We start from the raw sequence: 24,444 nt of genomic DNA on the forward strand, positions 1-24,444 counted from the left end.
GACGAAGGAAAGTTACCGGCGGTACAACATAGGGTGCCCCTGTGGCTGAAGGACGCGAGCACCGTGAATACCGCATGGAGGAACTGGCCGCGCGAGCCGGCATCTCCGTACGGACCCTGCGCTTCTACCGGGAGCGCGGACTCATTCCTCCGCCGCGCCGCGAGGGCCGTGTCGCCTGGTACGACGACCATCACCTGGCCAGGCTGCGCACGGTGACGGGCCTGCTGGAGCGGGGCCACACCCTCAACGGCATCGCCGACCTCGCCGCCACCTTCGACAGCGGCCGCGATGTCGCCGAGGTGCTCGGCCTGGGCGAACCGACCGAGGAGACCCCGGTCCGGCTCAGCCCGGAGCAGCTCGCCGACTACTTCGAGGGCGAGGCCACCCCGGAGAACCTCGCCGCCGCCCTCGACCTGGGCTACCTCGCCGTCGACGGCGACGAGATCGTGCACATCAGCCGCCGACTCCTGGACGTGTCGGCGGAGCTCGTGCGGGAGGGGGTGCCGCTCGCCACGGTGCTCGCCGCGGGCCGCCGCGTCCGCGAACACGCCGACGCCCTCGCGGAGCTCTTCGCGGAGGTCCTGCGTACCCGGCCCGACGGCCAGGAACCGCCCCAGCTCCGCCCGCTGGCCCGGGCCGTGGTGGACGCGGAGCTCTCGATGGCCTTCGACCGGAAGCTGCGCCGCGACGACGCGGCGCCCGCCCCGAAGGCGGAGTGACCGCTCGGGACGCCGCGGGACCGGCCGGGGCTACCGCTCGTACGTGACCGTCACCGGCGCGTGGTCGCTCCACCGTTCGCCGTGCGTGGCGGCGCGCTCGACCCACGCCTTGACCGCGCGCGCGGCCAGCCCAGGGGTCGCCACCTGGTAGTCGATACGCCATCCCGAGTCGTTGTCGAAGGCCCGCCCGCGGTAGGACCACCAGGAGTAGGGCCCCTCGGCGTCCGGATGCAGCGCGCGCACCACGTCGACGTACCGGGCCTCGTCGAAGACCCGGGTCAGCCAGGCACGCTCCTCCGGGAGGAAACCGGAACTCTTCCTGTTGGCCTTCCAGTTCTTCAGGTCGGCCTCCTGGTGAGCGATGTTCCAGTCGCCGCAGACCAGCACCTCGCGCCCCTCGGCGGCCGACCGCGCCCTGAGCCCTTCCAGGTACGGGAGGAACGCGGCCATGAACCGCTCCTTCTCCTCCTGCCGCTCCGTACCGACCTCACCGGACGGCAGATACAGGCTCGCGACGGTGACACCGGGCAGGTCGGCCTCGACGTACCGCCCGCTCGCGTCGAACTCCGCGCACCCGCTTCCGCCGAAGCCGCCGAACCCGATCTGCACCCGCTCCGGCGCGTGCCGCGTGTAGAGGGAGACACCGGCCCGCCCCTTGGCGGTGGCGGGCGCGTGGACGGTGTGCCAGCCCTCGGGTTCCCGCACCTCGGCGGGAAGCTGCTGCGGTTCGGCCCGGACCTCCTGGAGGCAGACCACGTCGGCCCCGGTCCCGGCGAGCCACTCGACGAAGCCCTTTTTCGCGGCGGCGCGGAGGCCGTTTACATTTGCGGTAGTCACGGTGAGCACCAGGAAACAGTACCGACAACCAGCGAACGCATACATGTACCATACCCCGTATGAATATCCAGCAACGGCCTTTCGACCACCCCGACGCCGTCAAACTCAACGACCAGGTGCAGCTCGAATACGCCGAGCGTTACGGGGACGAGGGGGACGTCACACCCCTGGACGCCACGATGTTCGACCCTCCGCACGGGCTGTACCTGCTCGCCTACGACGAGTCGGACCGCCCGGTGGCCACCGGCGGCTGGCGCTCCCAGGAGCGGAACGCCGAGGGCTACTCGGACGGCGATGCCGAGATCAAGCGGATGTACGTGGTCCCCGAGGGCCGCGGGCAGGGTCTGGCCCGGCGCGTACTCGCCGCCCTGGAGGCCGACGCGCGCGCCGCGGGCCGTACGCGCATGGTCCTGGAGACCGGCGACCAGCAGCCCGAGGCGATCGCCCTGTACACCTCCAGCGGCTACACACCCTGCCCCAAGTTCGGCCACTACCGGGAGTACCCCAACAGCATCTGCATGGCCAAGCCGCTCCGGTGACCGCGGCTCCGGGCCGCCTCACAGACAGGCGAGGAACCCGAGCAGGGCGGCGTTGAACCGTTCCGGCTGCTCCAGGTTGGGCATATGCCCGGCCCGCTCCACGACGGCGAGCCCCGAGCCCGGGATCAGCCCGTGCGTCACCCGGGCGTCCGCGGCCGGCGTGTAGCTGTCGTCCGCGCCGACCACGATGAGGACCGGCACCCTGGCCGCGGCGAGGGACTCCCGGTAGTCGGGGCGCTCCGCCCGCCCGCGCAAGGCCGCGGCGGCCCCCTCCGGCGCGGTCCCCCGCATCATGCCGAGGACGTGTGCGGCGACGTCGGGCAGCTCGGTGACGTTGTACGGGGCCAGCATCCGGCCGATCACCTCGTCCGCGTACCCGCCCATCCCCTCGGCGAGCAGCCGGTCCGCCATCCCGATGCGGACGGCCCTGCCCTCCTCGGTCTCGGCGACCGGCGAGGTGTCGGCGAGAACCAGCCCGGCCACCCGTTCCCCGTACCCGCGATGGAACTCCATGGCGATCTGGCCGCCCATGGACAGCCCGCCGACCACCGCCCGCTGGACCCCCAGGTGGTCCAGGAGCTCGGCGATGTCGTCCGCGAAGTCCGCCAGCAGGGTCCGCCCCGGCACGACCCCGCTGGCGCCGTACCCCCGCAGATCAGGCACGACGACCCGGAACCCGGCCCGCACGAGCACCTCGGTCTGCGGCCGCCACATGGACCGGTCGAACGGATGCCCGTGCACGAGGACGACAGGCGGACCGCTGGAGGGCCCCAGATCGTCGTAGGCCGTGACGAAGCCGTGGCGCGTCATGAACTCCATACCGAACCCCCTGCTCGCGGCGGATGCCAGGCGGCGGCGAGGGACGCGGCGCAGGGCGCGTGAACGGCCGTCACCACATCCACCTGCATGATCGAATGATAGGCGCACCGACGAGGCGGCCACCCGGGCCGCACCCCGGCATGCCGAAGAGCCCCTGCCGGGTTTCCCCGGCAGGGGCTCTGAGCTGCGGTGGACCTGTGGGGATTTGAACCCCAGACCCCCTCGATGCGAACGAGGTGCGCTACCAGACTGCGCCACAGGCCCTTGCAACGAGTGAAACTTTAGCACCCCCACAGGGGTGCTTGGAAATCCGTTCCCCGCTGGTCAGCGAGTCGGTGTCCCGAGGGGCTCACTCGTTGGCCGCGCGGGGGCGGTCGTCCTCGTCGTACTGGTCGAAGAGCGGGGTGCGGCCCCGGTCGCGGTGGCGGCGGGACTGGCCGCCGCGCTGGCGTGGTGCCGGGTCCGCCGGGGGTGCGACCGGGTGCGAGGTGCCCGTCTGGGTGGGTTCCGCCGTGCTGGAGCGGGCCGCGGACCACGTCTCCGGGTCGTTGACCTCGACGCCGCCCGTGGCGCGCGGGGCCACCGGGGCGGTGACGTACGTGGGGAGCGGGACGGGGACCGGCTCCCAGCTGTCGCCCTGGACCCGGCCGCGCTCACGCTGCTGGTCGACCCACTCCGCGTGGTCCGTCTGCTCGACGAGGGCCCGGCGGCCGGCCTCCTGCGGGGAGACGGTGGGGGCGGGCTCGGGCTGGGAGTGGTGCGCTTCGGGCTCCTCGTCGGGCTCGGCGACAGCCGCCGCCCCGCCGGACTGGTGCCTGCGGGGGCGGTTCTCGCGCAGCCGCTGGGCGGCGATCTCGGCCCGGCGCCGGTCCATGGTGAACGCGAACCGGCGCCGCTCCTTGGCGCGCAGATGCACGATGTACGTGCTCAGCAGCACGGCCGGTACGGCGGGGGCCCACAGGAAGCCCAGTCCGCCGACGGCCGCGACGACCGTGCCGAGCGTGAAGGCCAGGAAGAGGACGACGGTGGTACGGCGACGGCGGGCCAGCACCTGGGAACGCTGAGCACGCCGGGCGCGCTCGGCGTCCGCGCTGGACGTGCGCGGGCGCCTCGCGGGCGCGGACCGCTCCTGGCCCGCGCGCCCCTGCGCCCCATGGCGCCCCCCGGGCGCGGAATCGGGCGCCTGGCGCTCCGGAGCCGGACGGCCCTGCGCACGCCCCGGAGCGTGCGCGGGATCGTGCAACCGGGCTTCGGTATGCGCCGGGGGCGCGGCGAAGGCCCGGACGTCCACGGAGTCCATTCGGTCCGTGACCGCTTCCGGGTCGACGTCGGGTGTCGCCTCCTGGGCCGTGCGCTCCTCGAGCTCCTTGGCGTAACGGCGCTCCATTGCCGCGCGTCCGGACAGCAGCCGGATGGCGGTGCTGAAGCGTTCCGTAGGACGCGCTTCGTTGAGCTCGTCCTGCCGGCGAAGCCACATCGGCACCAAGTAGGCGGCCCAGGCCCCGACGATGACTGCGTAGATGAGGCCGCTGCTGCTCACGCTCACACCGTAGAGGGGTTTGCGCGGAGGGATCCGCCAATTGGCCCGGTGTGTCGCACGATCTAGCTGATATCACGGACTTTTTTTGTGATTGTTCAGATCAACAGTCGACGTTTGCGCGCTCGTCAGTGGTCAGTCCGCGATCACTTTCGAACATCTATTTCATTTCGCGGGGAGTGTCCGGGGCGCCGGGCCTCGAGCGGTGCCATCGCCGCAGCAGCCCTTCGGGGACCTCCTCCGCGGTGAGCGCGTAGATCAGGTGGTCCCGCCAGGCGCCGTCGATGTGCAGATAGCGCGGGCGCAGCCCCTCCGCACGGAATCCGAGCTTCTCCACGACTCTGCGGCTGGGCATGTTCTCCGGACGGATGCACACCTCGACGCGGTGCAGTCCGACCGTGCGGAAGCAGTGATCGACGGCGAGGGCCACCGCGGTCGGCATGACACCCCGGCCGGCCACCCCCCGGTCCACCCAGTAACCGACATGGCCCGAGCACATCGAACCCCAGGTGATCCCGGCCACTGTCAACTGCCCGACGAGCTGACCCCCGTACTCGATCGCGAAGGGCAGCATCCGGCCGGCGTTCGCCTCCGAGCGCAGATGGCGGATCATCTGACGGTACGTGGGACGCCGCGCCAGCGGCCCGCCCGGCGCGGGCGGCGGCACGGTCGCCTCCCAGGGCCGCAGCCAGTCGCGGTTGCGCCGGTTGATCTCCCGCCACACACGCTGGTCGCGCATCTTTATGGGGCGCAGGACGATCTCGCCGTCGCGGAGGATCACCGGCCAGGTCAGGACGTTCAGCTCGGGCTCCCCGGTCGGGGGTGGTCGCCGCCGCGCAACTGGTCGACGGCGTGCACCAGGAGCCGGCTCAGCACCGCGAGTCCGTCGCGTACGCCACCGGTCGAGCCCGGCAGGTTCACCACGAGGGTGCGGCCCGCGACGCCCGCGAGGCCGCGGGAGAGCGCCGCGGTGGGGACCTTGTCGCGGCCCTCGGCCCTGATCGCCTCCGGGATACCGGGGATCTCGTGGTCGAGGACGCGGCGGGTGGCCTCGGGGGTGCGGTCGGTGGGCGAGATGCCCGTACCGCCGGTGGTGACGATCACGTCGTACCCGGCCGCCGCTCCGGCGCGCAGCGCCGCCTCCACGGGGTCGCCGTCCGGGACGACCCGCGGTCCGTCGACGGTGAACCCGAGGCCGGTGAGGGCCTCGGCGATGAGCGGGCCGCCCCGGTCGGCGTAGACGCCGGCGGAGGCCCGGTTCGACGCGGTGACCACGAGCGCGCGGTACGGGGGCGCCGAGGGGCCGGTTCCGGAGCCGCTCACGCCTCCGCTCCTTCCGGCGCCTGGCGCCGGTAGTCGCCGGACTTGCCGCCCGACTTCGCCTCGACCCGGACGTCCGTGATCACCGCGGCCTTGTCGACCGCCTTGACCATGTCGATGACGGTGAGCGCCGCGACCGAGACCGCGGTCAGCGCCTCCATCTCGACGCCCGTGCGGTCGGTGGTCCTCACCGTCGCGGTGATCTCCACCGCGTCGTCGGCGACGCTCAGATCGACGGTGACACCCGAGACGGCCAGCGGGTGGCAGAGCGGGATCAGGTCCGGGGTGCGCTTGGCGCCCATGATCCCGGCGATCCGGGCCGTGGCGAGCGCGTCCCCCTTGGGAACGCCCTCACCCCTGAGCAGTTCGATGACGCGCGGGGAGACGAGGACCCGGCCGCTGGCCCTGGCGACGCGGGTGGTGACGTCCTTGTCCGACACATCCACCATCCGGGCCGCGCCCGTCTCGTCGATGTGCGTCAGCCTGTTCTGCGTACTCACTGAACTCCGCCTAGCGGTAGGGCGCCGGTTGCCCGCTCGGCCGGCACCGGGGTGCGGGCCGGGGACCCGGGGGGTGTCCCCCGGAAGGCACAGCGGCAGATACCGTACCGCCACCCGGCCGGAGTCAGCGGAGCAGGATGACCTGCGTCGTCGTGCCGGGCTCGGCCGATGTGACGTCCTCGGGCAGCACGATCAGCGCGTCGGCCCGGGCGAGCGCGGCGATCAGATGTGATCCCGCACCACCGACAGGGGTGACGGTGCCCGCGTCCGCGTCGTACGTCCCACGCAGGAACTGCCGCTTGCCGGCCGGCGAGGCGAGCGCCTTGGCGGTGGCGAGCGTGGCGGTCACCGTCGGCCGGTGGACGTCTTCCAAACCCATCAGCGTACGGATCGCCGGACGGACGAAGAGCTCGAAGGAGACATAGCTGGAGACCGGGTTGCCCGGCAGGGCGAGCAGGGGGGTGTGGTCGGGGCCGATCGAGCCGAAGCCCTGGGGCTTGCCCGGCTGCATGGCCAGCTTGCGGAACTCGACGCCGCCGCCCGGCCCGTCCTCGTCGCCCACCGAGGACAGGGCCTCCTTGACCACGTCGTACGCGCCGACGCTGACGCCACCGGTGGTGACGACGATGTCGGCGCGGATCAGCTGGTCCTCGATCGTGGCCCGCAGCGTCTCGGCGTCGTCGGTGACGGCGCCCACCCGGTACGCGATGGCTCCGGCGTCCCGGGCGGCCGCGGTCAGCGCGAAGCTGTTGGAGTCGTAGATCTGGCCGCCGGTCAGCTCCTCGCCGGGCTGCACCAGTTCGCTGCCGGTGGACAGGACGACGACACGGGGGCGGGGGCGCACCTTCACCGTCGCGCGGCCGATCGCGGCGAGCAGCCCGATCTGCGGCGGTCCCACGACCGAACCCGCGCGCAGGGCCAGGTCACCGGGGCGCACGTCGCTGCCCCTGGCCCGGACATGGGCCCGGGCCGTGACGGGGCGGTGGACCCGGACCTCGCCGCTCGCGCCCTCGGGCGCGGCGCTGTGGGCGCGCATGGTGGCGGCCGGGCCCCCGCCCGTGCCGCCGTCGGTCCACTCGACCGGAACCACCGCCTCGGCGCCCGCGGGCAGCGGGGCGCCGGTCATGATGCGGGCGGCCTGCCCGGGGCCCACGGCCTGGCCGCCGGAGAGTCCGTCACTGCCCGCGGCGACGTCACCGATGACGGTGAGGACGGCGGGGAACTCCTCGCTGGCGCCCTCGACATCGGCGATCCGGACCGCGTAGCCGTCCATCGAGCTGTTGTCGAAGGGCGGCAGGGCGACCTCCACCATGACGTCCTCGACCAGGACGCAGCCCTGCGCGTCGGGCAGTTGCAGCTCGATGGGTTCGAGCGGCTTCACCGAGCCCAGGATGTCGTCCAGGTGTTCGTCCACCGACCAGGTCGTGCTGCTCACGGGGTTACATCTCCTCGGTGACGTATCTGCGCAGCCAGGTCCGGAAGTCCGGTCCCAGGTCCTCACGTTCGCACGCGAGTCTGACAATGGCACGCAGATAGTCGCCCCGGTCACCGGTGTCATAGCGGCGGCCCTTGAAGACGACGCCGTGCACCGGGCCGGCGATCTTCTCGTCCTCGGCCAGGAGCTGGAGGGCGTCCGTGAGCTGGATCTCGCCGCCGCGGCCCGGCTCGGTGTGGCGCAGTATGGCGAAGACGGCCGGGTCGAGGACGTACCGGCCGATGATGGCGAGGTTGCTCGGCGCGTCGGCCCGGTCCGGCTTCTCCACCAGCCCGCTGATGCGCACGACGTCCCCGTCGGCCGTGGGCTTCACGGCCGCGCAGCCGTACAGGTGGATCTGCTCGGGATCGACCTCCATGAGCGCGATGACGCTGCCGCCCTCCTGCTCCTGGACGTCGATCATCCGGGCGAGGAGCGGGTCGCGCGGGTCGATCAGGTCGTCCCCGAGGAGCACGGCGAACGGCTGGTCACCGACGTGCGGAGCGGCACAGAGCACGGCGTGGCCGAGGCCGCGCGGGTCGCCCTGGCGTACGTAGTGCATGGTGGCGAGGTCGCTGGACTCCTGGACCTTGGAGAGCCGTTCGCCGTCGCCCTTGCGGGTCAGCGCGTTCTCCAGCTCGTAGTTCCGGTCGAAGTGGTCCTCGAGGGGGCGCTTGTTGCGACCGGTGATCATCAGTACGTCGGAGAGACCGGCTGCGACCGCCTCCTCGACGACATACTGGATCGCCGGCTTGTCGACGACCGGCAGCATCTCCTTAGGAGTGGCCTTGGTGGCCGGCAGGAAACGTGTGCCGAGACCTGCGGCCGGGATGACGGCCTTGCTGATCCGGGAGAACGACTGAGTCATGCACCGACTTTAACCGGTGCACATGGGCGGAAGATGAGCGTCCGGTTAATTTTGTACTCATTTAGACCCATACGAGAATAGTGTGAGCGTCCGTTGAATGACGAAACTTCAGGAAAGGCGTCCCTGCGACGCGAAGTGCTGACCGCGCGCGCCCTCCTGACCTCGCAGAACATCGAGGAGGCCGGTGCGCTGCTGGCATCCGCGGCCCTGGATCTCCCGGAGCTGGCGGGTGCGCGAACGGTCGCCGCCTATGTGTCCGTGGGGCGCGAGCCGGGGACCCGGGCGCTGCTCGACACCCTGCGCTCCCGGGGCGTACGGGTCCTGCTGCCGGTCCTGCTGCCCGACAACGACCTGGACTGGGCGGCGTACGAAGGACCGGAGCATCTCGTTCCGGCGGGTCGCGGACTGCGTGAGCCGGATGGCGTACGCCTCGGGCCCGCCGCCGTCCTGGCCGCGGACGCCGTCCTGCTGCCCGGTCTCGCCGTGGACGGGCGCGGGATGCGGCTGGGGCGCGGGGGCGGCAGCTACGACCGGGTGCTGGCCCGGCTGGCCGCGGCGGGGGCGCGTCCGGCGCTGGTCGTCCTGCTGTACGCGAACGAGGTGGTCGCGCGTGTCCCGGAGGAACCGCACGACCACCCCGTGGACGCCGTGGTGACGCCGGCCGGAGCCCGGCGGCTCACCGGGAACCCCTAGGGGATCGTCCGCGAAGTCCCCGGCCGGGGACTTCGCGGACACCCTCTAGGGCTTCTTGAGCGTCAGGCGGTCGACCGTGGACCGCTCCACCGCGTCCGTGCCGAAGGACCAGTCGAGCAGTTCCCCGTCGGCCCACTTGTCGGTCTGATCGGTGTAGTGCGAGCTGAACGCGTGCCCGGAGGCCCCGGTGAGGTTGATCCAGCGGGACTTGTCCCACTCCCCCACGTTCACGATCATCCGCATCGAGGGCACCCAGACCACCTCGTAGCCGCCCGCCGCGTTCCAGCCGGTGGCGTTGACCGCGGCCTCGCCGCCGCTCAGGTTCCACGGGCCCCGGTTGAGGGCCCGCTGGAGAAGACCGGGGCCTTCGGTACCGAGGGTCTGGTTCTCCAGGGTCAGCTGGTGCAGCCGGCCCCAGCTCCAGGAGGACAGGTCCTTGCCGAGCTTGGCGGTCAGCTCCCAGCGGGCGTCCTCCATGGCGCGCCCGAAGAGGTCGTCGCGGCTTTCCAGCGCCTCTTCGCGGCCCCTGGCGGGCACCTTCCACCACTCGTTGTCCTGGTCCTCCACGATGTTCTGGACGACCTGGAACCAGCGGTCGCCGCCGTCCGGCTGCGCCGAGTCCGCGTCCCGCTGCCCGCACTCGCGTACGAGCCGCTTCTGCTCGTCCAGCGGGCCGTTGCTCCTGGCGGGCGGGACGTTCAGGCAGTCGCCCTTGACGCGCAGTTCCCTGGGCAGCTTGTTGCCGAAGGCCAGCTTGAGGATGTTGCGCCAGACGGCGTTGAAGTAGGCGGCGGCGGCCGAGTCGGACTCCTGGGTGTAGTCCCAGCCCTCCAGCAGCTTCTGTGCCTCACGGACGTGCGGGTCGGAGACGCCGATCTTCATCAGCCTGGGCACCAGCAGGGCGGCGATCGCGCTGCTGTTGTCCATCTGCATCTTCTGCATGTCGTCGGTCGAGACCTTCTCGCCGCCGTCGATCTTCTTCGCGATCAGGTCGTTGATCCGCTGGCTGCGGGCGCCGTAGCCCCAGTCCCCGGTGAGCAGGTGGGGATACTTCTCGTCGATGACCGCCTGGTTGGCGGTGACGATGTAGCCGCGCTCCGGGTTGTACTCGTAGGGCAGCTCGTCGAAGGGGAGCGGCTCGTCCTCCCAGCCGTACTCCGAGGTCCAGCCGGGGCTCGGCAGCCTGCCGTCGCCCTTGAGGCGGACCGGGATCTTCCCGGGGGCCTGGTAGCCGATGTTGCCCTTGGTGTCGGCGTAGACGAGGTTCTGCGAGGGAACCTCGAAGTGCTCGGCCGCCGCCCGGAAGGACGTGAAGTCCTTGGCACGGTTGATCTCGAAGACCGCGTCCATCGACTTGCCCGGCTCCAGCGCGGTCCACTTCAGCGCGACCGCGTACCCCTCCGCGCGGTCGGGGGCCGAGTTGGTGACAGGGGCCTTCTGGCCGACCTTCTCCAGCTCGTTGCTGCGGTCGGACACCACGGGGCCGTTGTTGGTCTCGCGGACGGTGATGTGGCGGTCCTTGCCCCCGGCGACCTTGATGGTCTCCTCGCGGGTGACGAAGGGCTTGATCGTGCCGTCGTACTGGTAGCCCTCGTCCGAGACCTTCTCCAGGAAGAGGTCGGTGACGTCGGCGCCGAGGTTGGTGAGCCCCCAGGCGATGTCCTGGTTGTGGCCGATGATGACGCCGGGCATCCCGGAGAACGTGTAGCCGGCGGTGTCGTACTGACAGGACGCCGAGACGCTCCGGCAGTGCAGGCCCATCTGGTACCAGAGCGAGGGCAGCATCGGGGCCAGGTGCGGGTCGTTGGCGAGCAGCGGCTTGCCCGTGGTCGTGTACTGCCCGTGGACGACCCAGGAGTTCGATCCGATGCCGCTGCCGTTCGGGCCGAGCAGTGCGGGGATCTCGTCGAGGGTGTCGGCCAGGGAGGAGAGCTGGGTGCTGAGGCCCTGCGTGGCCCCCTGCGCGGTCCCGCTCCCCGTACCGCCACCGATGTCGTCCGAGGGCTCGGCCTCCGGGTCGAACTCTCCGGTGACCGGGGAGATCGCGCCCTGCCCGACGATCGGCTCGTGCTTCTCGTACGGGTAGTCCGGGTACAGGCCCCTGATCTGCTTCGCGCTCAGCCTGCTGGTCATCAGGGAGCGGTCGATCTCGTCCTGCATGTTGCCGCGCAGGTCCCAGGCCATCGCCTTCAGCCAGGCGACCGAGTCGACCGGGGTCCACTTGGCGGGCTTGTAGTCGTTGGTCAGCTCCAGGGCCGCGTACTCGACGGAGAGGTCCTCGCCGCCCTTGCCCTTCAGGTACGCGTTCACACCCTCCGCGTACGACTGGAGGTTCTTCCTGGTGGACTCGTCGAGGACGGAGTCGTACTCCTTCTGCGCGACCTGGCGCCAGCCGAGGGTGCGCAGGAAGGCGTCGGTCTCCACCTGTCCGGGGCCGAACATCTCGGAGAGCCGTCCGGACGTCATGTGACGGCGGACGTCCATCTCCCAGAAGCGGTCCTGGGCCTGGACGAAGCCCTGCGCGCGGAAGAGGTCGGCGTCGGTGTCCGCGTAGATCTGCGGAATCCCGTAGCTGTCGCGTCTGACGTCCACGTCGGCGTCGAGGCCGTCGAGTTCGATCGATCCGGTGGTCTGCGGGTACGAGGCCCGCACCGTGGAGACGGACCAGAACGCGCCGTAGCCGATACCCGCGACAAGCGCCAGCACCAGGACGATCACGAGCAGGCGGGCGCGACGCCCCTTCTTCCTGCCGGGCTTCTTCGCGTCGGAAGAACCGGAAGAGGCGGTTGTGTTGGCGGGCATCGCTGTCCTTCGAGGGGCAGGGTGGTCCTGGGAGTGCAGGAGCAACCATAGGCGCAGCGTGCGAGCCACTCGGACGCGGTATGGAGATGCATCCATATGCGCACTGCTCGCACGAACGCTCGATCGCATCAAGAAAGCGTTAAAGATTAGGTAAGGTAACGAAGTACCGACCGCCGGCGTACGGCCCGGCAGGCGCACGCAGGGAAGGGACGGACACTGACAGTCCACACGCTCAACGAACTCCTGCTCGTCTGTTCGCTCGTGCTGCTCGTCGCCGTGGCGGCGGTGCGCATCTCGTCCCGCAGCGGGCTCCCCAGCCTGCTCCTGTACCTCGGCATCGGTGTCGCCATCGGGCAGGACGGCATCTTCGACGTCCACTTCGACAACGCCGAGCTGACGCAGGTGATCGGCTACGCCGCACTGGTCGTCATCCTCGCCGAGGGCGGTCTGGGCACCAAGTGGAAGGAGATCCGTCCCGCTCTGCCGGCCGCCGCCGTCCTCTCCACGGTCGGCGTGGGCATCAGCGTGGGCGTCACCGCCGCCGGGGCGCACTATCTCGTCGGCCTGGACTGGCGGCAGGCGCTGATCATCGGCGCGGTCGTCTCGTCCACCGACGCCGCCGCCGTCTTCTCCGTGCTGCGCAAGGTGCCGCTGCCGTCCCGGATCACGGGCGTCCTGGAGGCCGAGTCCGGCTTCAACGACGCCCCGGTCCTCATCCTCGTGGTGGCGTTCTCGGCCGTCGGACCCGTGGAGCACTGGTACGTGCTCGTCGGGGAGATAGCCCTGGAGCTGACGATCGGCGCGGCCATCGGTCTCGCGGTCGGCTGGCTCGGCTCGTTCGGGCTGCGGCACGTGGCACTGCCCGCCTCCGGTCTGTACCCGATCGCCGTGATGGCCATCGCGGTCTCGGCGTACGCGGCCGGCGCGCTGGCGCACGGCAGTGGCTTCCTCGCCGTCTACCTGGCCGCGATGGTCCTCGGCAACTCCAAGCTGCCGCACTGGCCGGCCACCCGGGGTTTCGCGGACGGGCTCGGCTGGCTGGCCCAGATCGGCATGTTCGTGCTGCTCGGCCTGCTGGTCACCCCGCACGACCTGGTCACCGACTTCTGGCCCGCGATGGTGGTGGGCCTGGTCCTGACCGTCGTGGCACGGCCGCTCTCGGTCTTCGTCAGCCTGGCTCCGTTCAGACTGCCGAAACGCGAGAAGGCGCTGATGTCCTGGGCCGGACTGCGCGGCGCCGTACCCATCGTGCTCGCGACCATTCCGATGGTCTCCGGGATCACGGGCAGTACCCGGGTCTTCAACATCGTCTTCGTCCTCGTCGTCGTCTACACCCTGATCCAGGGGCCGACCCTGCCCTGGCTCGCGAAGGCGCTGAAGATCTCCGAAGATCCGTCGGAGGCGGCGGACCTGGGCATCGAGTCGGCGCCGCTGGAGCGGCTGCGCGGGCACCTGCTGTCCGTCGCCATCCCGGCCGAGTCGAAGATGCACGGCGTGGAGGTCGGCGAACTGCGACTGCCCGCCGGGGCCGCGGTCACGCTGGTGGTCAGGGACGGCACGAGCTTCGTACCGGCGCCCTCCACGGTGCTGCGGCGCCGGGACGAGCTGCTGGTGGTGGCGACCGATCCGGTGCGCGACGCGGCGGAGGCACGGCTGCGGGCGGTCGGCGAGGGCGGAAAGCTGGCGGGCTGGCTGGGCGCCGGCGGTGAGCACGGAAAGCCGGGTGGCGCTGCCCGCGCGGCGACCCGCGCCAGGGCGCGTGGCGGACCGGGAGGGAGCGGGCGTCCGGGCCGCACGGCGGGTTCCGGCGCAGCGCGCCGCTCCGCCGGGTCCGGGTTGCCCGGCGGGTCGACCCGGGTCGTCGGCGCGAGGGGCCCGAATCTGGCGAAGCTGGCCAGGAAGCTCGTCAGAGGTATCGGAACCGTGTCGGACGGCAGACAGGACGACTCCTCGAAGGCGCACCACTGATCGCAGGCTCAACACAGGCAACTGTGCGGTTTTGCAGGCGCACAGTTGCCGCTGCCTGTAGCATGAAGGAAATCTCATCGACCCACCCTGATCGACCACCTCTGCCTGACGCAGAGCTGGCGCGACCGTATGGCGGTCGTGGCGTGCCTTCGCCTCTGTTGCGAGCCGCCCGGCATCTACCGCAGTTCCGCGCGAAGAGGACAGCTCTCGGCATTCTCCCGCACGAGCCGCGCACCCCGCGCGGCGGGCGTGCCGCAGGAGCGAAGCCACCAGGCGGCAGAAAGGCAAGGACCGTGGCGTCCACGGTCTCCGACCGCCCGGTTACGGGCAACTGCTGCGCACCCCTGGTGCGTGGACCTTCCTCCTTCCGGGCTTCGCCGCACGGCAGCCCTTCGCGATGCTGACCATCGGCATCGTGCTCCTGGTGCAGCACACGACCGGTTCGTACGGCAGCGCCGGCGCCGTGGCGGCCGCGTCCGGCGTCTCCATGGCGCTGTGCGCCCCGCAGAGCGGCAAGCTCGCCGACCGCTTCGGCCAGCGGGCCGTCCTGCTGCCCGGCGTGCTGGTGCACGCCGTCTCCGTGGGGGCGCTGGCAGCGCTCGCGCTGGCGGACGCGCCCCTGTGGGTGCTGTTCCTCGCCGCGGTGCCCACCGGCGCCTCCATCCCGCAGGTCGGGCCGATGGTCCGAGCCCGCTGGGCCGCCGTTCTGGGGGCCGCCCCGGCCGTCCCGCCTCCCCGCTGATGTCGACGGCGGCCGCGTTCGAATCGGTCACGGACGAGTTCACCTTCGTCGTGGGCCCCGTCCTCGCCACCGCGCTGTGCACCGGCGTGCACCCGGCGGCCGGTCTGCTCACGGAAGCCGCGCTGACACTCGTCGGCGGTCTGCTCTTCGCGGCGCAGCGCTCCACCCAGCCCGCCCCGCGAGCCGCCGCCACCACCGGCGCCCCGCACAGGTCCGCGCTGTCCGTCCCGGGCGTCCGGGTGCTCGCCGTCACGTTCCTCGGCATCGGCGCGGTCTTCGGCGGAATGCAGGTCTCCCTGACCGCGTTCTCCGAGGAGATCGGCCGACCGGGTGTGAACGGTCTGCTGTACGGGGTCTTCGCCGCCGGCAACATGCTGGCCGGTATCGCGTGCGGCGCGATCGTCTGGAAGAGCAGCCCCAGGCGTCGTCTGATCGTCGGATACGTGGCCCTGACGCTGACCGCGTCCGGGCTGTGGGCCGTGCACTCCGTGCCGCTGCTCGCCGGGCTCGGCCTGCTGGTCGGACTCTCGATCGCGCCCGCGCTGATCAGCGGTTACACCCTGGTCGACGCACTGGTTCCGGCGTCCGCGCGGACCGAGGCGTTCACCTGGCTGACGGGCGCGGTCGCGCTCGGGCAGGCGGGAGCGGTGACCGTGGCCGGGCAGCTCGCCGACCGGCACGGCGCGAGCACCGGATTCGTGGTCCCGCTGGTGGGGACGGTTCTGGCGCTGGCGACCCTGCTGGCCCTGCGGTCGCGGCTCGCCCGAGTACCTCGGGACGGCTGGTGGCACGTGGTGTCGGTCACCGCGAGCCGGTCACGGTGGACTGATCGGCCGGAATACGTCAGTATGGAGCGTCGTTAGCACTCATTGAGTGAGAGTGCCAGGAGGATCACGTGCCGACCTATCAGTACCAGTGCACCGAATGCGGCGAGGGCGTCGAGGCGGTGCAGAAGTTCACCGATGATGCCCTGACCGTGTGCCCGAACTGCGAGGGACGCCTGAAGAAGGTGTTCTCGGCGGTCGGCATCGTCTTCAAGGGTTCCGGTTTCTACCGGAACGACAGCCGCGGCTCCTCGTCGAGCAGCACGCCGGTTACGTCGCCCGCGAAGGGGTCCGAGTCGTCATCGTCGTCGTCCTCGACGGGGTCGGACTCGAAGTCGACGGCGTCCTCGTCGCCCTCTTCCTCGTCTTCGTCCACGGCGTCGCCCGCCAAGGCTTCGTCGAGTGGTACGTCGGCTGCCTGAGCCCTCGTACGGACAAGCTTCGAAGGGATCCCGCCGATCATCGGATCGGCGGGTTTTCCCTTGCCCCGGCAGGGCACCCAGGGCCTAGTGTGACCTCATGGTCAACGCAGAACTTGGTGCAGAAGCTGGGACAGGGGCCGCGGCCGGCGCCGCGCCGGACGGCGCGGACATCGGGGTGATCGGCGGATCGGGACTCTACTCCTTCCTGGAGGACGTCACCGAGGTCCGGGTGGATACCCCCTACGGGACACCCAGCGACTCGGTCTTCCTGGGCGAGGTCGCCGGACGCCGGGTCGCGTTCATGCCCCGGCACGGGCGCGGCCACCACCTGCCGCCGCACCGGATCAACTACCGGGCCAACCTGTGGGCCCTTCGCTCGGTCGGCGTGCGCCAGGTGCTCGCGCCGTGCGCGGTGGGCGGGCTGCGGCCGGAGTACGGGCCGGGCACGCTGCTCGTACCGGACCAGCTGGTGGAGCGCACCAAGGCACGCACGCAGACCTACTACGACGGTGAGGTCCGGGCCGACGGCGCGCAGCCGAACGTGGTCCACCTCGGCTTCGCCGATCCGTACTGCCCTCACGGCCGCCAGGCCGCCCTCGCGGCGGCCCGCGGGCGGGACTGGGAGGCGGTGGACGGCGGAACGCTGGTCGTGGTCGAGGGACCGCGCTTCTCCACCAGGGCGGAGTCGCGCTTCCACGCGGCCATGGGCTGGTCGGTGGTGGGGATGACAGGCCACCCGGAGGCGGTGCTCGCCCGCGAACTGGCGCTCTGCTACACGACGTTGACGCTGGTGACGGACCTCGACGCGGGCGCCGAGGCCGGCGAGGGCGTCTCCCACGGGGACGTGCTGAAGGTGTTCGCCGCCAACGTGGAACGGCTGCGGTCGGTGCTGTCCGACGCGGTGGCCGGGCTGCCGAAGGACGCGGACCGCGACTGTGCCTGCGCGCACGCGCTGGACGGGATCACCACGGGGATCGAGCTGCCGTAGGAGTGTGGGGCCGGGCCGGGCCCGGTCTTGCGGGTGCGGCTCGGGCGACCGGGGTGGCGCGTGCGGCGGACGGGTGTGGCGCGGGCGGCGGATTTGGCTCCGGCGACGGTGCGGCGGGTGTGGCTCCTGCGACGGGCCTGGCCCTTGGGGCCGAGGTGGCGCGTGTGGGTGTCCGGGATATCCACAGGCTGTGCGCTGTCCACAGGGCTCGGCAGGATCTTCCCGGACGGTGGATCGTGAGGGGAGTTCGGCGGGACGGCCCGCCGGGCTCCCCTCGTTGGTCCCCTACGACGTCCCACGCGGATGTCCGTCACGGCAGGCGGTGCAGGCATGTCCTCCCTTTCCCCGCTCTCCTTCCCCTCCACCGCTCCCGCGCCCTGCGGGGTGCCCGCGTTTCCTCCGCTGCGGGTGCGCGGAGGTGGCGCGCACCGGCTGCGGCGGGTGCTGCGCAGACGCCGCGGGCCCATGGCCGCGGGGCTGGCGCTGACCGCTGCCGCGCTGGCCGCTTCGGGCGCGGGTGCCTCGGGTCCGCGTGGTGAGGGGGGAGCGGCGGCCGGGCCGTCAGCGGCGGCGGAGCGGACCGTGCGCCTGGTGTCGGCGCCCGTCCGGATCGCCGACGCCGCGACGGTCCGGCTGCTTCGGCCCGGAGACCGCGTCGATGTGATCGCCGCCGGCGAGGCGGACTCCGTCGCGCGTGTGGTGGTGAAGGACGCGCGGGTGGCGGCCGTACCGCGTCCGGCGGATGGCGGCTCGGCCGGGGACGGACCGGAGCCGGGCGGCGGCGCCCTGGTCGTGCTGTCGGTGGAGCGGGACACCGCGGCGGCGCTGGCCGGTGCGGGAGTCTCGGGCCAGCTCGCGGTGGCGGTGGCTCATGCGCACTGACGTTCCACCAAGTCGCCTGCCCGAGAAGATGAACTGGACATCCAAGCCTTCCGCCGCCTTAGGTTGCGGAGCAGTTTGCTCCCCCTACGGCACATACGAAGGACATCTCAATCGTGAGCGAGAAGAAGGTCAGTCTGCTCGAAGGCTTCAAAGCCTTCCTGACGCGCGGCAACGTCATCGACCTGGCCGTCGCAGTCGTCATCGGAGCGGCGTTCACCAATGTCGTGAACGCGGTGGTCAAGGGGCTCATCAACCCACTGGTCGGCGCGTTCGGCACCCAGGGCCTGGAGGAGTACACCTCCTGTCTGAAGAACCCCTGCACCACGGACCCGAAGACCGGCGAGGCGGAGGGCATCGAGATCCTGTGGGGGTCGGTGCTCAGCGCGGCGCTCAGTTTCCTGATCACGGCGGCGGTCGTGTACTTCCTGATGGTCCTGCCGATGGCGAAGTATCTGGCCAGGCGGGCCGCCATGCAGGCTGCCAAGGAAGGCGTGCAGGAGACGCTGGAGGTCAGCGAGCTGGAGGTGCTGAAGGAGATCAGGGACGCGCTCGTGTCACAGCGCGGGGGACCGGCCGACGGCGGTGGTACGGGCGCAGGCGATGCGCCCGGCGGCAGGAGTACCGGCGCGTAGTACGGCGGTCGGCGCGGCTGACCGCGGCGGCGCTGCCGGCCAGCGCCGGGCGGCCGGCGTCACCCGTGGTGGGGCGGCTTCTCGTCCAGGAAGCGTGCCAGATCCGCGGCACTGCCGCCGCTCGGAGTCCGCTCACCCCATCCCCGGTCCGTATCGTCCGGGGACTGCTGGTCCAGCGGATCATCGAAGACGAGAGCCGGTTTCGGCTGGGGCTCCCTCGGTGGCTGCTGCTCCTTGGGCTGCTGCCGCTGCTGCTTCGAATCTCGCGGTCCGTGGACGGGGGCGGTGCTCATAGGTCCAGGATACGGCGGTGGTCAACGGTCCTTCGGGTCCAGCAGCCACAGTCCCAGTACGGCGAGGAACGACAGGCAGAGGAAGCCGGCGCCCCACCAGGCGGTACCTGTGCTGCCTTCCATCCACTCGTCGACGACGACCGTCAGACCCCAGAGCTGGCCGACGACCACGGTCATCGCGAGGGTGAGCCGGGCGGTCAGCTTCGCGGAGCGCTCGGGTTCCTGGTCGGTTCCGGCGCCCGGACCCGGACCGGTGTGACGGACGCGGGAGTCGCCGTATCCGCTGGTGGCGCGGATCTGCGGATACCGCTCGCGGACGGGCCGGTTGAGCTCGGGCCGGGCGCTGCCCGGGCGGTACTCCGGATAGCGGGGGCCCTGGGGTGGGCCCACGCTCCGTGAGGGCCGCGGGCCCTGCGGGTCGGAGGGCTGTCGGGGTTCGGTCACGTCCGCCTGCCAGGGTTCTCGGCTACGGGGGTGCCGAGGCGGGGCGGCGTGGCGCCCTGTACTCGGGCCCCGGGCGCGGTCGCGGACCCGGGCGCGGTCGCGGACCCGAGGCCGGCTCCGACCCCGGCTGCGGTCCCAGGCGCGGTTGCGGCTCCGACCCCGGCTGCGGCCCCGGCCCGGGACGGTGCCTCGGCGCCGCCCCCGGTGCCGGGGCAGCCGATCCGGGCGGCGAGGCCGGGATCGTCCTTGCCGATCTGCCGGCACAGACCGTCCTCGGCACTCTCCCCGGAGCGGGCCGTCGCGATGGCCCACACGCTTCCGTCCGGCCTCTCGGTGAGCACCACCTTGGGCAGTCCGCGCGGCGGTGGGCCCGCCGTGACCTCACCGGTCCTGGCGTCGAAGACGCCTTCGTGGCAGGGGCAGTACAGCTCCCCTTCCGTCCCCCGCTCCTTGCGCCACAGGACGGCGCAGGCGAGATGGGTGCAGACGGCGGAGTAGCCGACGAGGGTGCCGTCGTTGAGCCGCAGAGCGACCGCCCTGTCCTCGTCCCCCGGGTAGCGGAAAGCGAGGGACTCACCGGGCAGGAGCTGCTGGGCGACCTTCCTGGGCTCCGGCTGACTGCCGTCCTCCTCGTCCCCGTGGCGGTGCAGGATGCCGCCTGCCACGCCGAGCCCTCCGATCGCGAGGCCGCCGGAGACGGTGGTGACGATCCGTAGGTAGTCGCGTCGGGTGGTGAGGGAGTCGGCGGCAAGCCTGTCGTGCGGCGCGGCGCGTTCGTCGCCGGAGTGCCGGTCACCGCCGGGCTGCTGGTCGGTGACGCTCATCGGCGTACGTCCTCACCGTTGATCTCGACGACGGGAAGGCCGCCCGGCACGGGCCACCGCATCCGCTCGGCGGGGACGACCATGGCCACCCCGGTCCGCACCTCGCTCTCACCGAAGACGAAGGTGTCGGCGACCTCCACACCCGGCCGCTCGGCCCGCAGCTCCTCGATCGTCCCGTAGAACAGCGCGCCCGTAGGGCAGACGGTGGCGCACATGGGGGCCAGACCGTAGGAGGTGCGGTCGTAGCAGAGGTTGCACTTCATCTGGAGCTTCGCCTGGAGGTCGATCTTCGGGACGCCGAAGGGGCAGGCGTTGACGCAGTTGGCGCAGCCGATGCAGCGGGTGGTGTCGGCCTGCTGCACCACCCCGTCCGCGGTGATCAGGATCGCGTCGGCGGGACAGACCTCGGCACAGGGGGCCACCGGGTCCTCGCAGTGCATACAGACCGTGGGAAGGGAGGCGACCGACCGGCCCTCGTCGGTGTAGTCGAGGTGGATCATCGATTTGCCGCGGTGCGAGTCGCACTCGCGGCAGGCGGAGACACACGCCTGGCAGCCGATGCAGCGCCCGGGGTCGATGAAGATCGTCTTTCCCATCATGTGGGTGTCAGCTCCTCTCCGACGTGCCGCGGCCCTGCGGGGCCGTGGGCGGCAGCGGGTCGGTACGGGAGACCTGGGTCTCCGGGTAGGCGACGCGCCCGGGGCCGGCGGGCGGGGCGGGGACCTCGTCGATCTGCGTGGCGTGCTCGATGCGGCAGGCGCACACCTTGTACTCGGGGATCTTGGAGCGGGGGTCCAGGGCGTCGATGGTGAGGGCGTTGGCGGCGGTGGGGACCGGCCAGTGGTAGGGGATGAAGACGGTGTCGGGGCGGATCGCCTCGGTGACCAGGGCGGGGAAGACCTCGCTGCCGCGCCGGGTGACGACGCGGACCGGCTCGCCGTTGCGGAAGCCGTGCGAGGGGTGGACCTCCGCCCAGGGGCGCGGGGTCTGCTCGACGAGGGCGCCCAGACGTCGGGTCTGGTTGCCGGAGAGGAAGTGGGCGACGGTACGGCCGGTGGTCAGGGACATGGGGTGCTCGTCGTCGTACGGGTCCATCGGCGGGTGCCACTCGACGACCTGCAAGTGGATTCTGCCGTCGGGGTGGTAGGTCTTCCCGTCCTCGAACAGCCGGGGGGTGCCCGGGTGGTCCGTGGTGGGGCAGGGCCAGGCGATGCCGCCGGTCTCCTCCAGCCGTTCGTACGTGATGCCGTAGTAGTCGTTCACCGTGCCCGCGGAGGCGGTACGCAGTTCGTCGAAGACCTCACGGGAGCCGGCGAACGCGAACTTGTCGGCCGCGCCGAGGCGGCGGGCGAGCTCGCACATCACCCAGGTGTCGGTGCGCACGCCGGGCGGCGGGTCCTGTGCCTTGTTGTGCTTGACCACCCGGGCCTCGGCGTTGGCCATCACCCCTTCGTCCTCGGCCCAGGTGGTGACGGGGAAGACGACATGCGCGTTGGCAGCGGTCTCGGAGAGGAAGAAGTCGAATTGGGCGTGGAACTCGAGGGCGTCGTATCCCTCCTTGACCACCTTGTAGTGGGGGAGGGAGACGAAGGGGTTGTTGCAGATGCCGATCAGGCCGCGGATCTCGCGGCGCTGCATCTGCCAGACCATCTCCATCATCGAGGTACCGGCTCCCGGGAGTTCGGACTCCTCGATGCCCCAGATCTCGCAGATCTGCCGGCGGTGCTCCTCGTTCAGGATCGAGCGGCCGCCGGGCAGGAGGTCGGACTTCTGGCCGTGCTCCCGGCCGCCCTGGCCGTTGCCCTGGCCGGTGAGGGTGCCGTAGCCGGCGCCCGGCTTGCCGATGTGGCCGGTGGCCGCGCAGAGGTTGATCACGGTGAGGCAGTTCTCGACGCCCTGCGAGTGGTGCTCGATGCCCCGGGCGTGCCAGGCCATGGCCCTGGGGGCGCGCGCGAAGGCACGGGCGACCTGGACGATCTGTTCGGCGGGGATGCCGCAGATCTCGGCCGCGCGGGCGGGCGGGTACTCGGCGGCCTTCGCGCGGACCTCCTCCCAGCCGGTGGTGTGGGCGGCGAGGTAGCCGGTGTCGGTCAGGCCCTCTTCGACGACCACGTGGAGCACGGAGTTGAAGAAGGCCGAGTCGGTACCGGGTCTGAGCGCGACGTGGATGTCGGCGGTGCGGGCGATCGCGGTCTCGCGCGGGTCGATGACGATGAGGCGGGCGCCACGGTCCCGGGCTCCCCAGACGTACTGGGTCAGCACGGGGAAGCACTCGCCGATGTTGGAACCCGCGATCAGCAGGCAGTCGGTGAGCAGGATGTCGGAGAAGGGGTTGCCGGCCCGGTCGATGTTGAAGGCGAGCTTGTTGGCGCCCGCGGCGCTCACCATGCACAGGCGCCCGTTGTAGTCGACGTGCCGGGTCCTGAGCGCGACCCGGGCGAATTTGCCGACCAGGTAGGTCTTCTCGGAGAAGAGGCTGGCGCCGCCGAGGAGTCCGAAGGCGTCGTTGCCGTGGGCCAGCTGGATGCGCTTGATCTCGGAGACAGTGAAGTCGAGCGCCTCCTCCCAGGAGACCTCCTGGAAGGCTTCGTCACGGGAGCGGCGCATGAGCGGGGCGGTGAGCCGGTCGGGGTGGTTGACCTGCTGGTAGGCGTTGATGCCCTTGGGGCACAGACGCATGCGGTTGATGTCGTGGTTGCGGGGTTCGACACCGAAGACCTTGCCGCCCCGGTCGACGCGCAGGTACATCCCGCACTGGACCCCGCAGAAGCAGCAGTGGGTGGGGACGAGCGTCTCGCCGTTCTGGTCGGCGTGCCACTGGTCGGCCGGGATGCCGCCCGCGTCGCGGAAGCCCCGGGTGCCGGGGGGCGCGAGGGAGGGGTCGAGTGGGACGACGGCCGTACGGCGGTCGGCAGCGGGCGGGTCCGCGGTCACTTGAAGCCCTTCTTGACCTGGGAGAGGTAGGCGCTGCCGCGCAGCACCCGCTTGCAGCGCGGGCAGTACTCGGCCCACGCGTCGAAGCCGAGCCGCAGGTCGCGCATGGTGGCGCGCAGGTTCTCGACGTACGGGGCGGTGTCGACGGGTTCGGCGCAGCGGCGGCAGACGAAGACCTGGTCGTCCTTGCGGCCGGTGTACTTGAACAGCTGCATCCCGACCGCCGCCGGGCGCTGCACGATGTGGAAGAACTTCCCGAAGGGGATGTAGATGAGGGTGAAGACCACGGACACCATGTGGAGGATCGCCAGGAACTGGTAGCCGCCGCCGTGCAGGAAGACCGAGGAGAAGGTGAGCAGCAGGCCGGTGACGGAGATGACGATGAGCGCGATCAGCGGCACCAGGTCGTAGGCGAAACGCTGACCGGTGCCCGCGCCTCGGTCCCTCATCCGGCGCCAGAGGAAGTAGGAGGCGCCGGGGATGACGAGCACGGCGGCGATGTCGAGCCCGTGGAACATCAGCAGGCCCACGATGTTCAGCGCGTCGAAGCCGAGTACCTCGAAGCCCCAGACGCGCATCTCGTAACCGGGGCCGGAACCGTTGGCCGAGGTGAAGGTGAACCAGCCCCAGGTCAGCGGGAAGGTGATCAGGGCGGCCAGCACGCAGCCCAGAAGATCAGCTGGTGGGCGGCCCACCGGGCGTGCGACCGGGCGCCGAGGAACTTCTGGAAGCCCAGATAGGTGGCGATCATCTTCGGCAGGGCGGTGGGGGCCCTGCGGAAGTTCTGCACGGAGAGGAGGCTGCGTCGGCCCTGGACGAAGAGGCGCCGGGCGCCGGGTGCGGAGATCCACACCGTGTAGCGGTAGGCGACGCCGAAGGCGAGGAAGACGGTGGCCACGGCGTACGGGAGGAGGGCCGAGTCGAAGTTCCGCAGCATGCGGCTGCCGAGCACGATCGCGATGATCAGCAGGACGGAGACGGCGACACCGGCCAGGGTCGCCCGCACGGTGACGGAGCGGGGCCCGCGGGCGGCCTCGCGTTCCGGCCCCGGGGCGGCGGGCGCCTGGACACCGCTCCCGGCGGGGACCCCGGTGCGGGCACCGGGGTCGGGTGGCTCCGCTGAAGCTGCTGATGGCTCGGTCACGCGGCCACCGTATGACCGGTTGGAGCGTCAAGCACTGTTTTGTATAGTTTTGGGGTGAGCGCGTCGCCCGGGCACCGGGCGGCGCCCGCCCGGTCACCGCTGCTCGAAGGGGGCATCTGGGAGGCTCGGACTCACTCCCGGCGCACGGCAGTTCATCCTCATTATCCGAAAAGTACCGGGAACTTTTCGTGTCTGCCCGACGTTTTCCCGATCCCCGGTCACGATGTCAGACCCAGGGG

At 71.3% G+C, this 24,444-nt stretch carries 22 protein-coding genes, 1 tRNA gene and 2 pseudogenes; 9 read left to right on the plus strand and 16 right to left on the minus strand.

The features are described 5' to 3' along the window. Positions 1–74: 74 nt before the first annotated feature. A complete protein-coding gene (locus Sfulv_RS11710) occupies positions 75–719 on the plus strand; it encodes a MerR family transcriptional regulator (protein ID WP_173317767.1) in 645 nt (214 codons plus the stop codon). 30 nt (positions 720–749) lie between these two features. On the opposite strand, the gene Sfulv_RS11715 is transcribed toward Sfulv_RS11710, so the two are convergent. Beyond that, entirely contained in the window at positions 750–1,565 is an 816-nt protein-coding gene (locus tag Sfulv_RS11715; protein ID WP_173313635.1) for an exodeoxyribonuclease III, read from the minus strand. Between the two features lie 50 nt (positions 1,566–1,615). On the opposite strand from Sfulv_RS11715, the gene Sfulv_RS11720 reads away from it, so the two are divergent. Continuing rightward, positions 1,616–2,095, plus strand: coding sequence for a GNAT family N-acetyltransferase (locus Sfulv_RS11720; protein ID WP_173313636.1), 480 nt, complete (start codon positions 1,616–1,618; stop codon positions 2,093–2,095). An 18-nt stretch (positions 2,096–2,113) separates the two neighbouring features. On the opposite strand, the gene Sfulv_RS11725 is transcribed toward Sfulv_RS11720, so the two are convergent. The 8 genes from Sfulv_RS11725 to galU form a co-directional block, all read right to left on the minus strand. Next, on the minus strand, positions 2,114–2,914 hold the full coding sequence (locus Sfulv_RS11725) for an alpha/beta fold hydrolase (protein WP_173313637.1): 801 nt from the start codon (positions 2,912–2,914) through the stop codon (positions 2,114–2,116). Positions 2,915–3,104: 190 nt separating this feature from the next. Next, positions 3,105–3,178: transfer RNA gene (locus Sfulv_RS11730), tRNA-Ala, on the minus strand. A gap of 85 nt (positions 3,179–3,263) precedes the next feature. After that, positions 3,264–4,454: a divisome protein SepX/GlpR gene (sepX, locus tag Sfulv_RS11735; protein ID WP_173313638.1), complete on the minus strand. Its 1,191-nt coding sequence runs from the start codon at positions 4,452–4,454 to the stop codon at positions 3,264–3,266. A 157-nt stretch (positions 4,455–4,611) separates the two neighbouring features. Then, positions 4,612–5,232 carry a GNAT family N-acetyltransferase gene (locus Sfulv_RS11740; RefSeq protein ID WP_173313639.1) on the minus strand — a complete coding sequence of 207 codons (621 nt, stop codon included), beginning with the start codon at positions 5,230–5,232 and terminating at the stop codon, positions 4,612–4,614. A gap of 17 nt (positions 5,233–5,249) precedes the next feature. Further along, complete coding sequence (locus Sfulv_RS11745; protein WP_173313640.1) at positions 5,250–5,774, minus strand: MogA/MoaB family molybdenum cofactor biosynthesis protein; 525 nt, start codon at positions 5,772–5,774, stop codon at positions 5,250–5,252. Then, entirely contained in the window at positions 5,771–6,271 is a 501-nt protein-coding gene (gene moaC / locus Sfulv_RS11750; RefSeq protein ID WP_173313641.1) for a cyclic pyranopterin monophosphate synthase MoaC, read from the minus strand. The genes Sfulv_RS11745 and moaC overlap by 4 nt, the downstream gene beginning before the upstream one ends. A gap of 124 nt (positions 6,272–6,395) precedes the next feature. Continuing rightward, positions 6,396–7,706: a molybdotransferase-like divisome protein Glp gene (gene glp, locus Sfulv_RS11755; protein ID WP_173313642.1), complete on the minus strand. Its 1,311-nt coding sequence runs from the start codon at positions 7,704–7,706 to the stop codon at positions 6,396–6,398. A gap of 4 nt (positions 7,707–7,710) precedes the next feature. Next, positions 7,711–8,613, minus strand: a complete 903-nt coding sequence (gene galU, locus Sfulv_RS11760; protein ID WP_173313643.1) for a UTP--glucose-1-phosphate uridylyltransferase GalU — start codon at positions 8,611–8,613, stop codon at positions 7,711–7,713. Between the two features lie 93 nt (positions 8,614–8,706). On the opposite strand from galU, the gene Sfulv_RS11765 reads away from it, so the two are divergent. Beyond that, positions 8,707–9,306: a 5-formyltetrahydrofolate cyclo-ligase gene (locus Sfulv_RS11765; RefSeq protein ID WP_173313644.1), complete on the plus strand. Its 600-nt coding sequence runs from the start codon at positions 8,707–8,709 to the stop codon at positions 9,304–9,306. Positions 9,307–9,351: 45 nt separating this feature from the next. Here Sfulv_RS11765 and Sfulv_RS11770 read toward each other — a convergent pair whose 3' ends face one another. After that, entirely contained in the window at positions 9,352–12,108 is a 2,757-nt protein-coding gene (locus Sfulv_RS11770; protein WP_173313645.1) for a penicillin acylase family protein, read from the minus strand. 276 nt (positions 12,109–12,384) lie between these two features. Between Sfulv_RS11770 and Sfulv_RS11775 the strand changes: the two genes are divergently transcribed. The 6 genes and pseudogenes from Sfulv_RS11775 (at position 12,385) to Sfulv_RS11800 (ending at position 18,566) form a co-directional block, all read left to right on the plus strand. Next, positions 12,385–14,076, plus strand: coding sequence for a potassium/proton antiporter (locus Sfulv_RS11775; protein ID WP_256669248.1), 1,692 nt, complete (start codon positions 12,385–12,387; stop codon positions 14,074–14,076). 293 nt (positions 14,077–14,369) lie between these two features. Further along, a pseudogene (locus tag Sfulv_RS11780) lies at positions 14,370–15,647 on the plus strand (MFS transporter). A gap of 66 nt (positions 15,648–15,713) precedes the next feature. Further along, positions 15,714–16,064 (plus strand): FmdB family zinc ribbon protein, encoded by a 351-nt coding sequence (locus Sfulv_RS11785; protein WP_173313646.1) that lies wholly within the window; start codon positions 15,714–15,716, stop codon positions 16,062–16,064. A gap of 97 nt (positions 16,065–16,161) precedes the next feature. Then, the gene (locus Sfulv_RS11790; protein ID WP_173313647.1) at positions 16,162–17,052 is read left to right on the plus strand and encodes an S-methyl-5'-thioadenosine phosphorylase; all 891 of its coding nucleotides are present in this window, start codon (positions 16,162–16,164) and stop codon (positions 17,050–17,052) included. A 330-nt stretch (positions 17,053–17,382) separates the two neighbouring features. Next, positions 17,383–17,934 (plus strand): RcpC/CpaB family pilus assembly protein, encoded by a 552-nt coding sequence (locus Sfulv_RS11795; protein WP_173313648.1) that lies wholly within the window; start codon positions 17,383–17,385, stop codon positions 17,932–17,934. Positions 17,935–18,047: 113 nt separating this feature from the next. Further along, positions 18,048–18,566 (plus strand): large conductance mechanosensitive channel protein MscL, encoded by a 519-nt coding sequence (locus Sfulv_RS11800; protein ID WP_173313649.1) that lies wholly within the window; start codon positions 18,048–18,050, stop codon positions 18,564–18,566. Positions 18,567–18,625: 59 nt separating this feature from the next. Here the strand turns inward: Sfulv_RS11800 and Sfulv_RS11805 are convergent, their stop codons facing one another. From Sfulv_RS11805 to Sfulv_RS11830, 6 genes and pseudogenes are all read right to left on the minus strand, one after another. Beyond that, positions 18,626–18,859: a hypothetical protein gene (locus Sfulv_RS11805; protein WP_173313650.1), complete on the minus strand. Its 234-nt coding sequence runs from the start codon at positions 18,857–18,859 to the stop codon at positions 18,626–18,628. Between the two features lie 21 nt (positions 18,860–18,880). Continuing rightward, positions 18,881–19,303, minus strand: a complete 423-nt coding sequence (locus tag Sfulv_RS11810) for a hypothetical protein (RefSeq protein WP_173313651.1) — start codon at positions 19,301–19,303, stop codon at positions 18,881–18,883. Beyond that, complete coding sequence (locus Sfulv_RS11815; protein ID WP_173313652.1) at positions 19,300–20,127, minus strand: Rieske (2Fe-2S) protein; 828 nt, start codon at positions 20,125–20,127, stop codon at positions 19,300–19,302. Before Sfulv_RS11815 ends, Sfulv_RS11810 begins: the two co-directional genes overlap by 4 nt. Further along, positions 20,124–20,726, minus strand: coding sequence for a 4Fe-4S dicluster domain-containing protein (locus tag Sfulv_RS11820; RefSeq protein WP_173313653.1), 603 nt, complete (start codon positions 20,724–20,726; stop codon positions 20,124–20,126). The genes Sfulv_RS11815 and Sfulv_RS11820 overlap by 4 nt, the downstream gene beginning before the upstream one ends. A 7-nt stretch (positions 20,727–20,733) precedes the next feature. Further along, positions 20,734–23,061, minus strand: coding sequence for a molybdopterin oxidoreductase family protein (locus Sfulv_RS11825; protein ID WP_173313654.1), 2,328 nt, complete (start codon positions 23,059–23,061; stop codon positions 20,734–20,736). Continuing rightward, positions 23,058–24,205: pseudogene (locus Sfulv_RS11830) on the minus strand (MFS transporter). Before Sfulv_RS11830 ends, Sfulv_RS11825 begins: the two are co-directional and overlap by 4 nt. Between the last annotated feature and the right edge of the window lie 239 nt (positions 24,206–24,444).

This window comes from Streptomyces fulvorobeus (assembly GCF_013167895.1).
GTDB classification, from domain to species: Bacteria; Actinomycetota; Actinomycetes; order Streptomycetales; family Streptomycetaceae; genus Streptomyces; species Streptomyces fulvorobeus.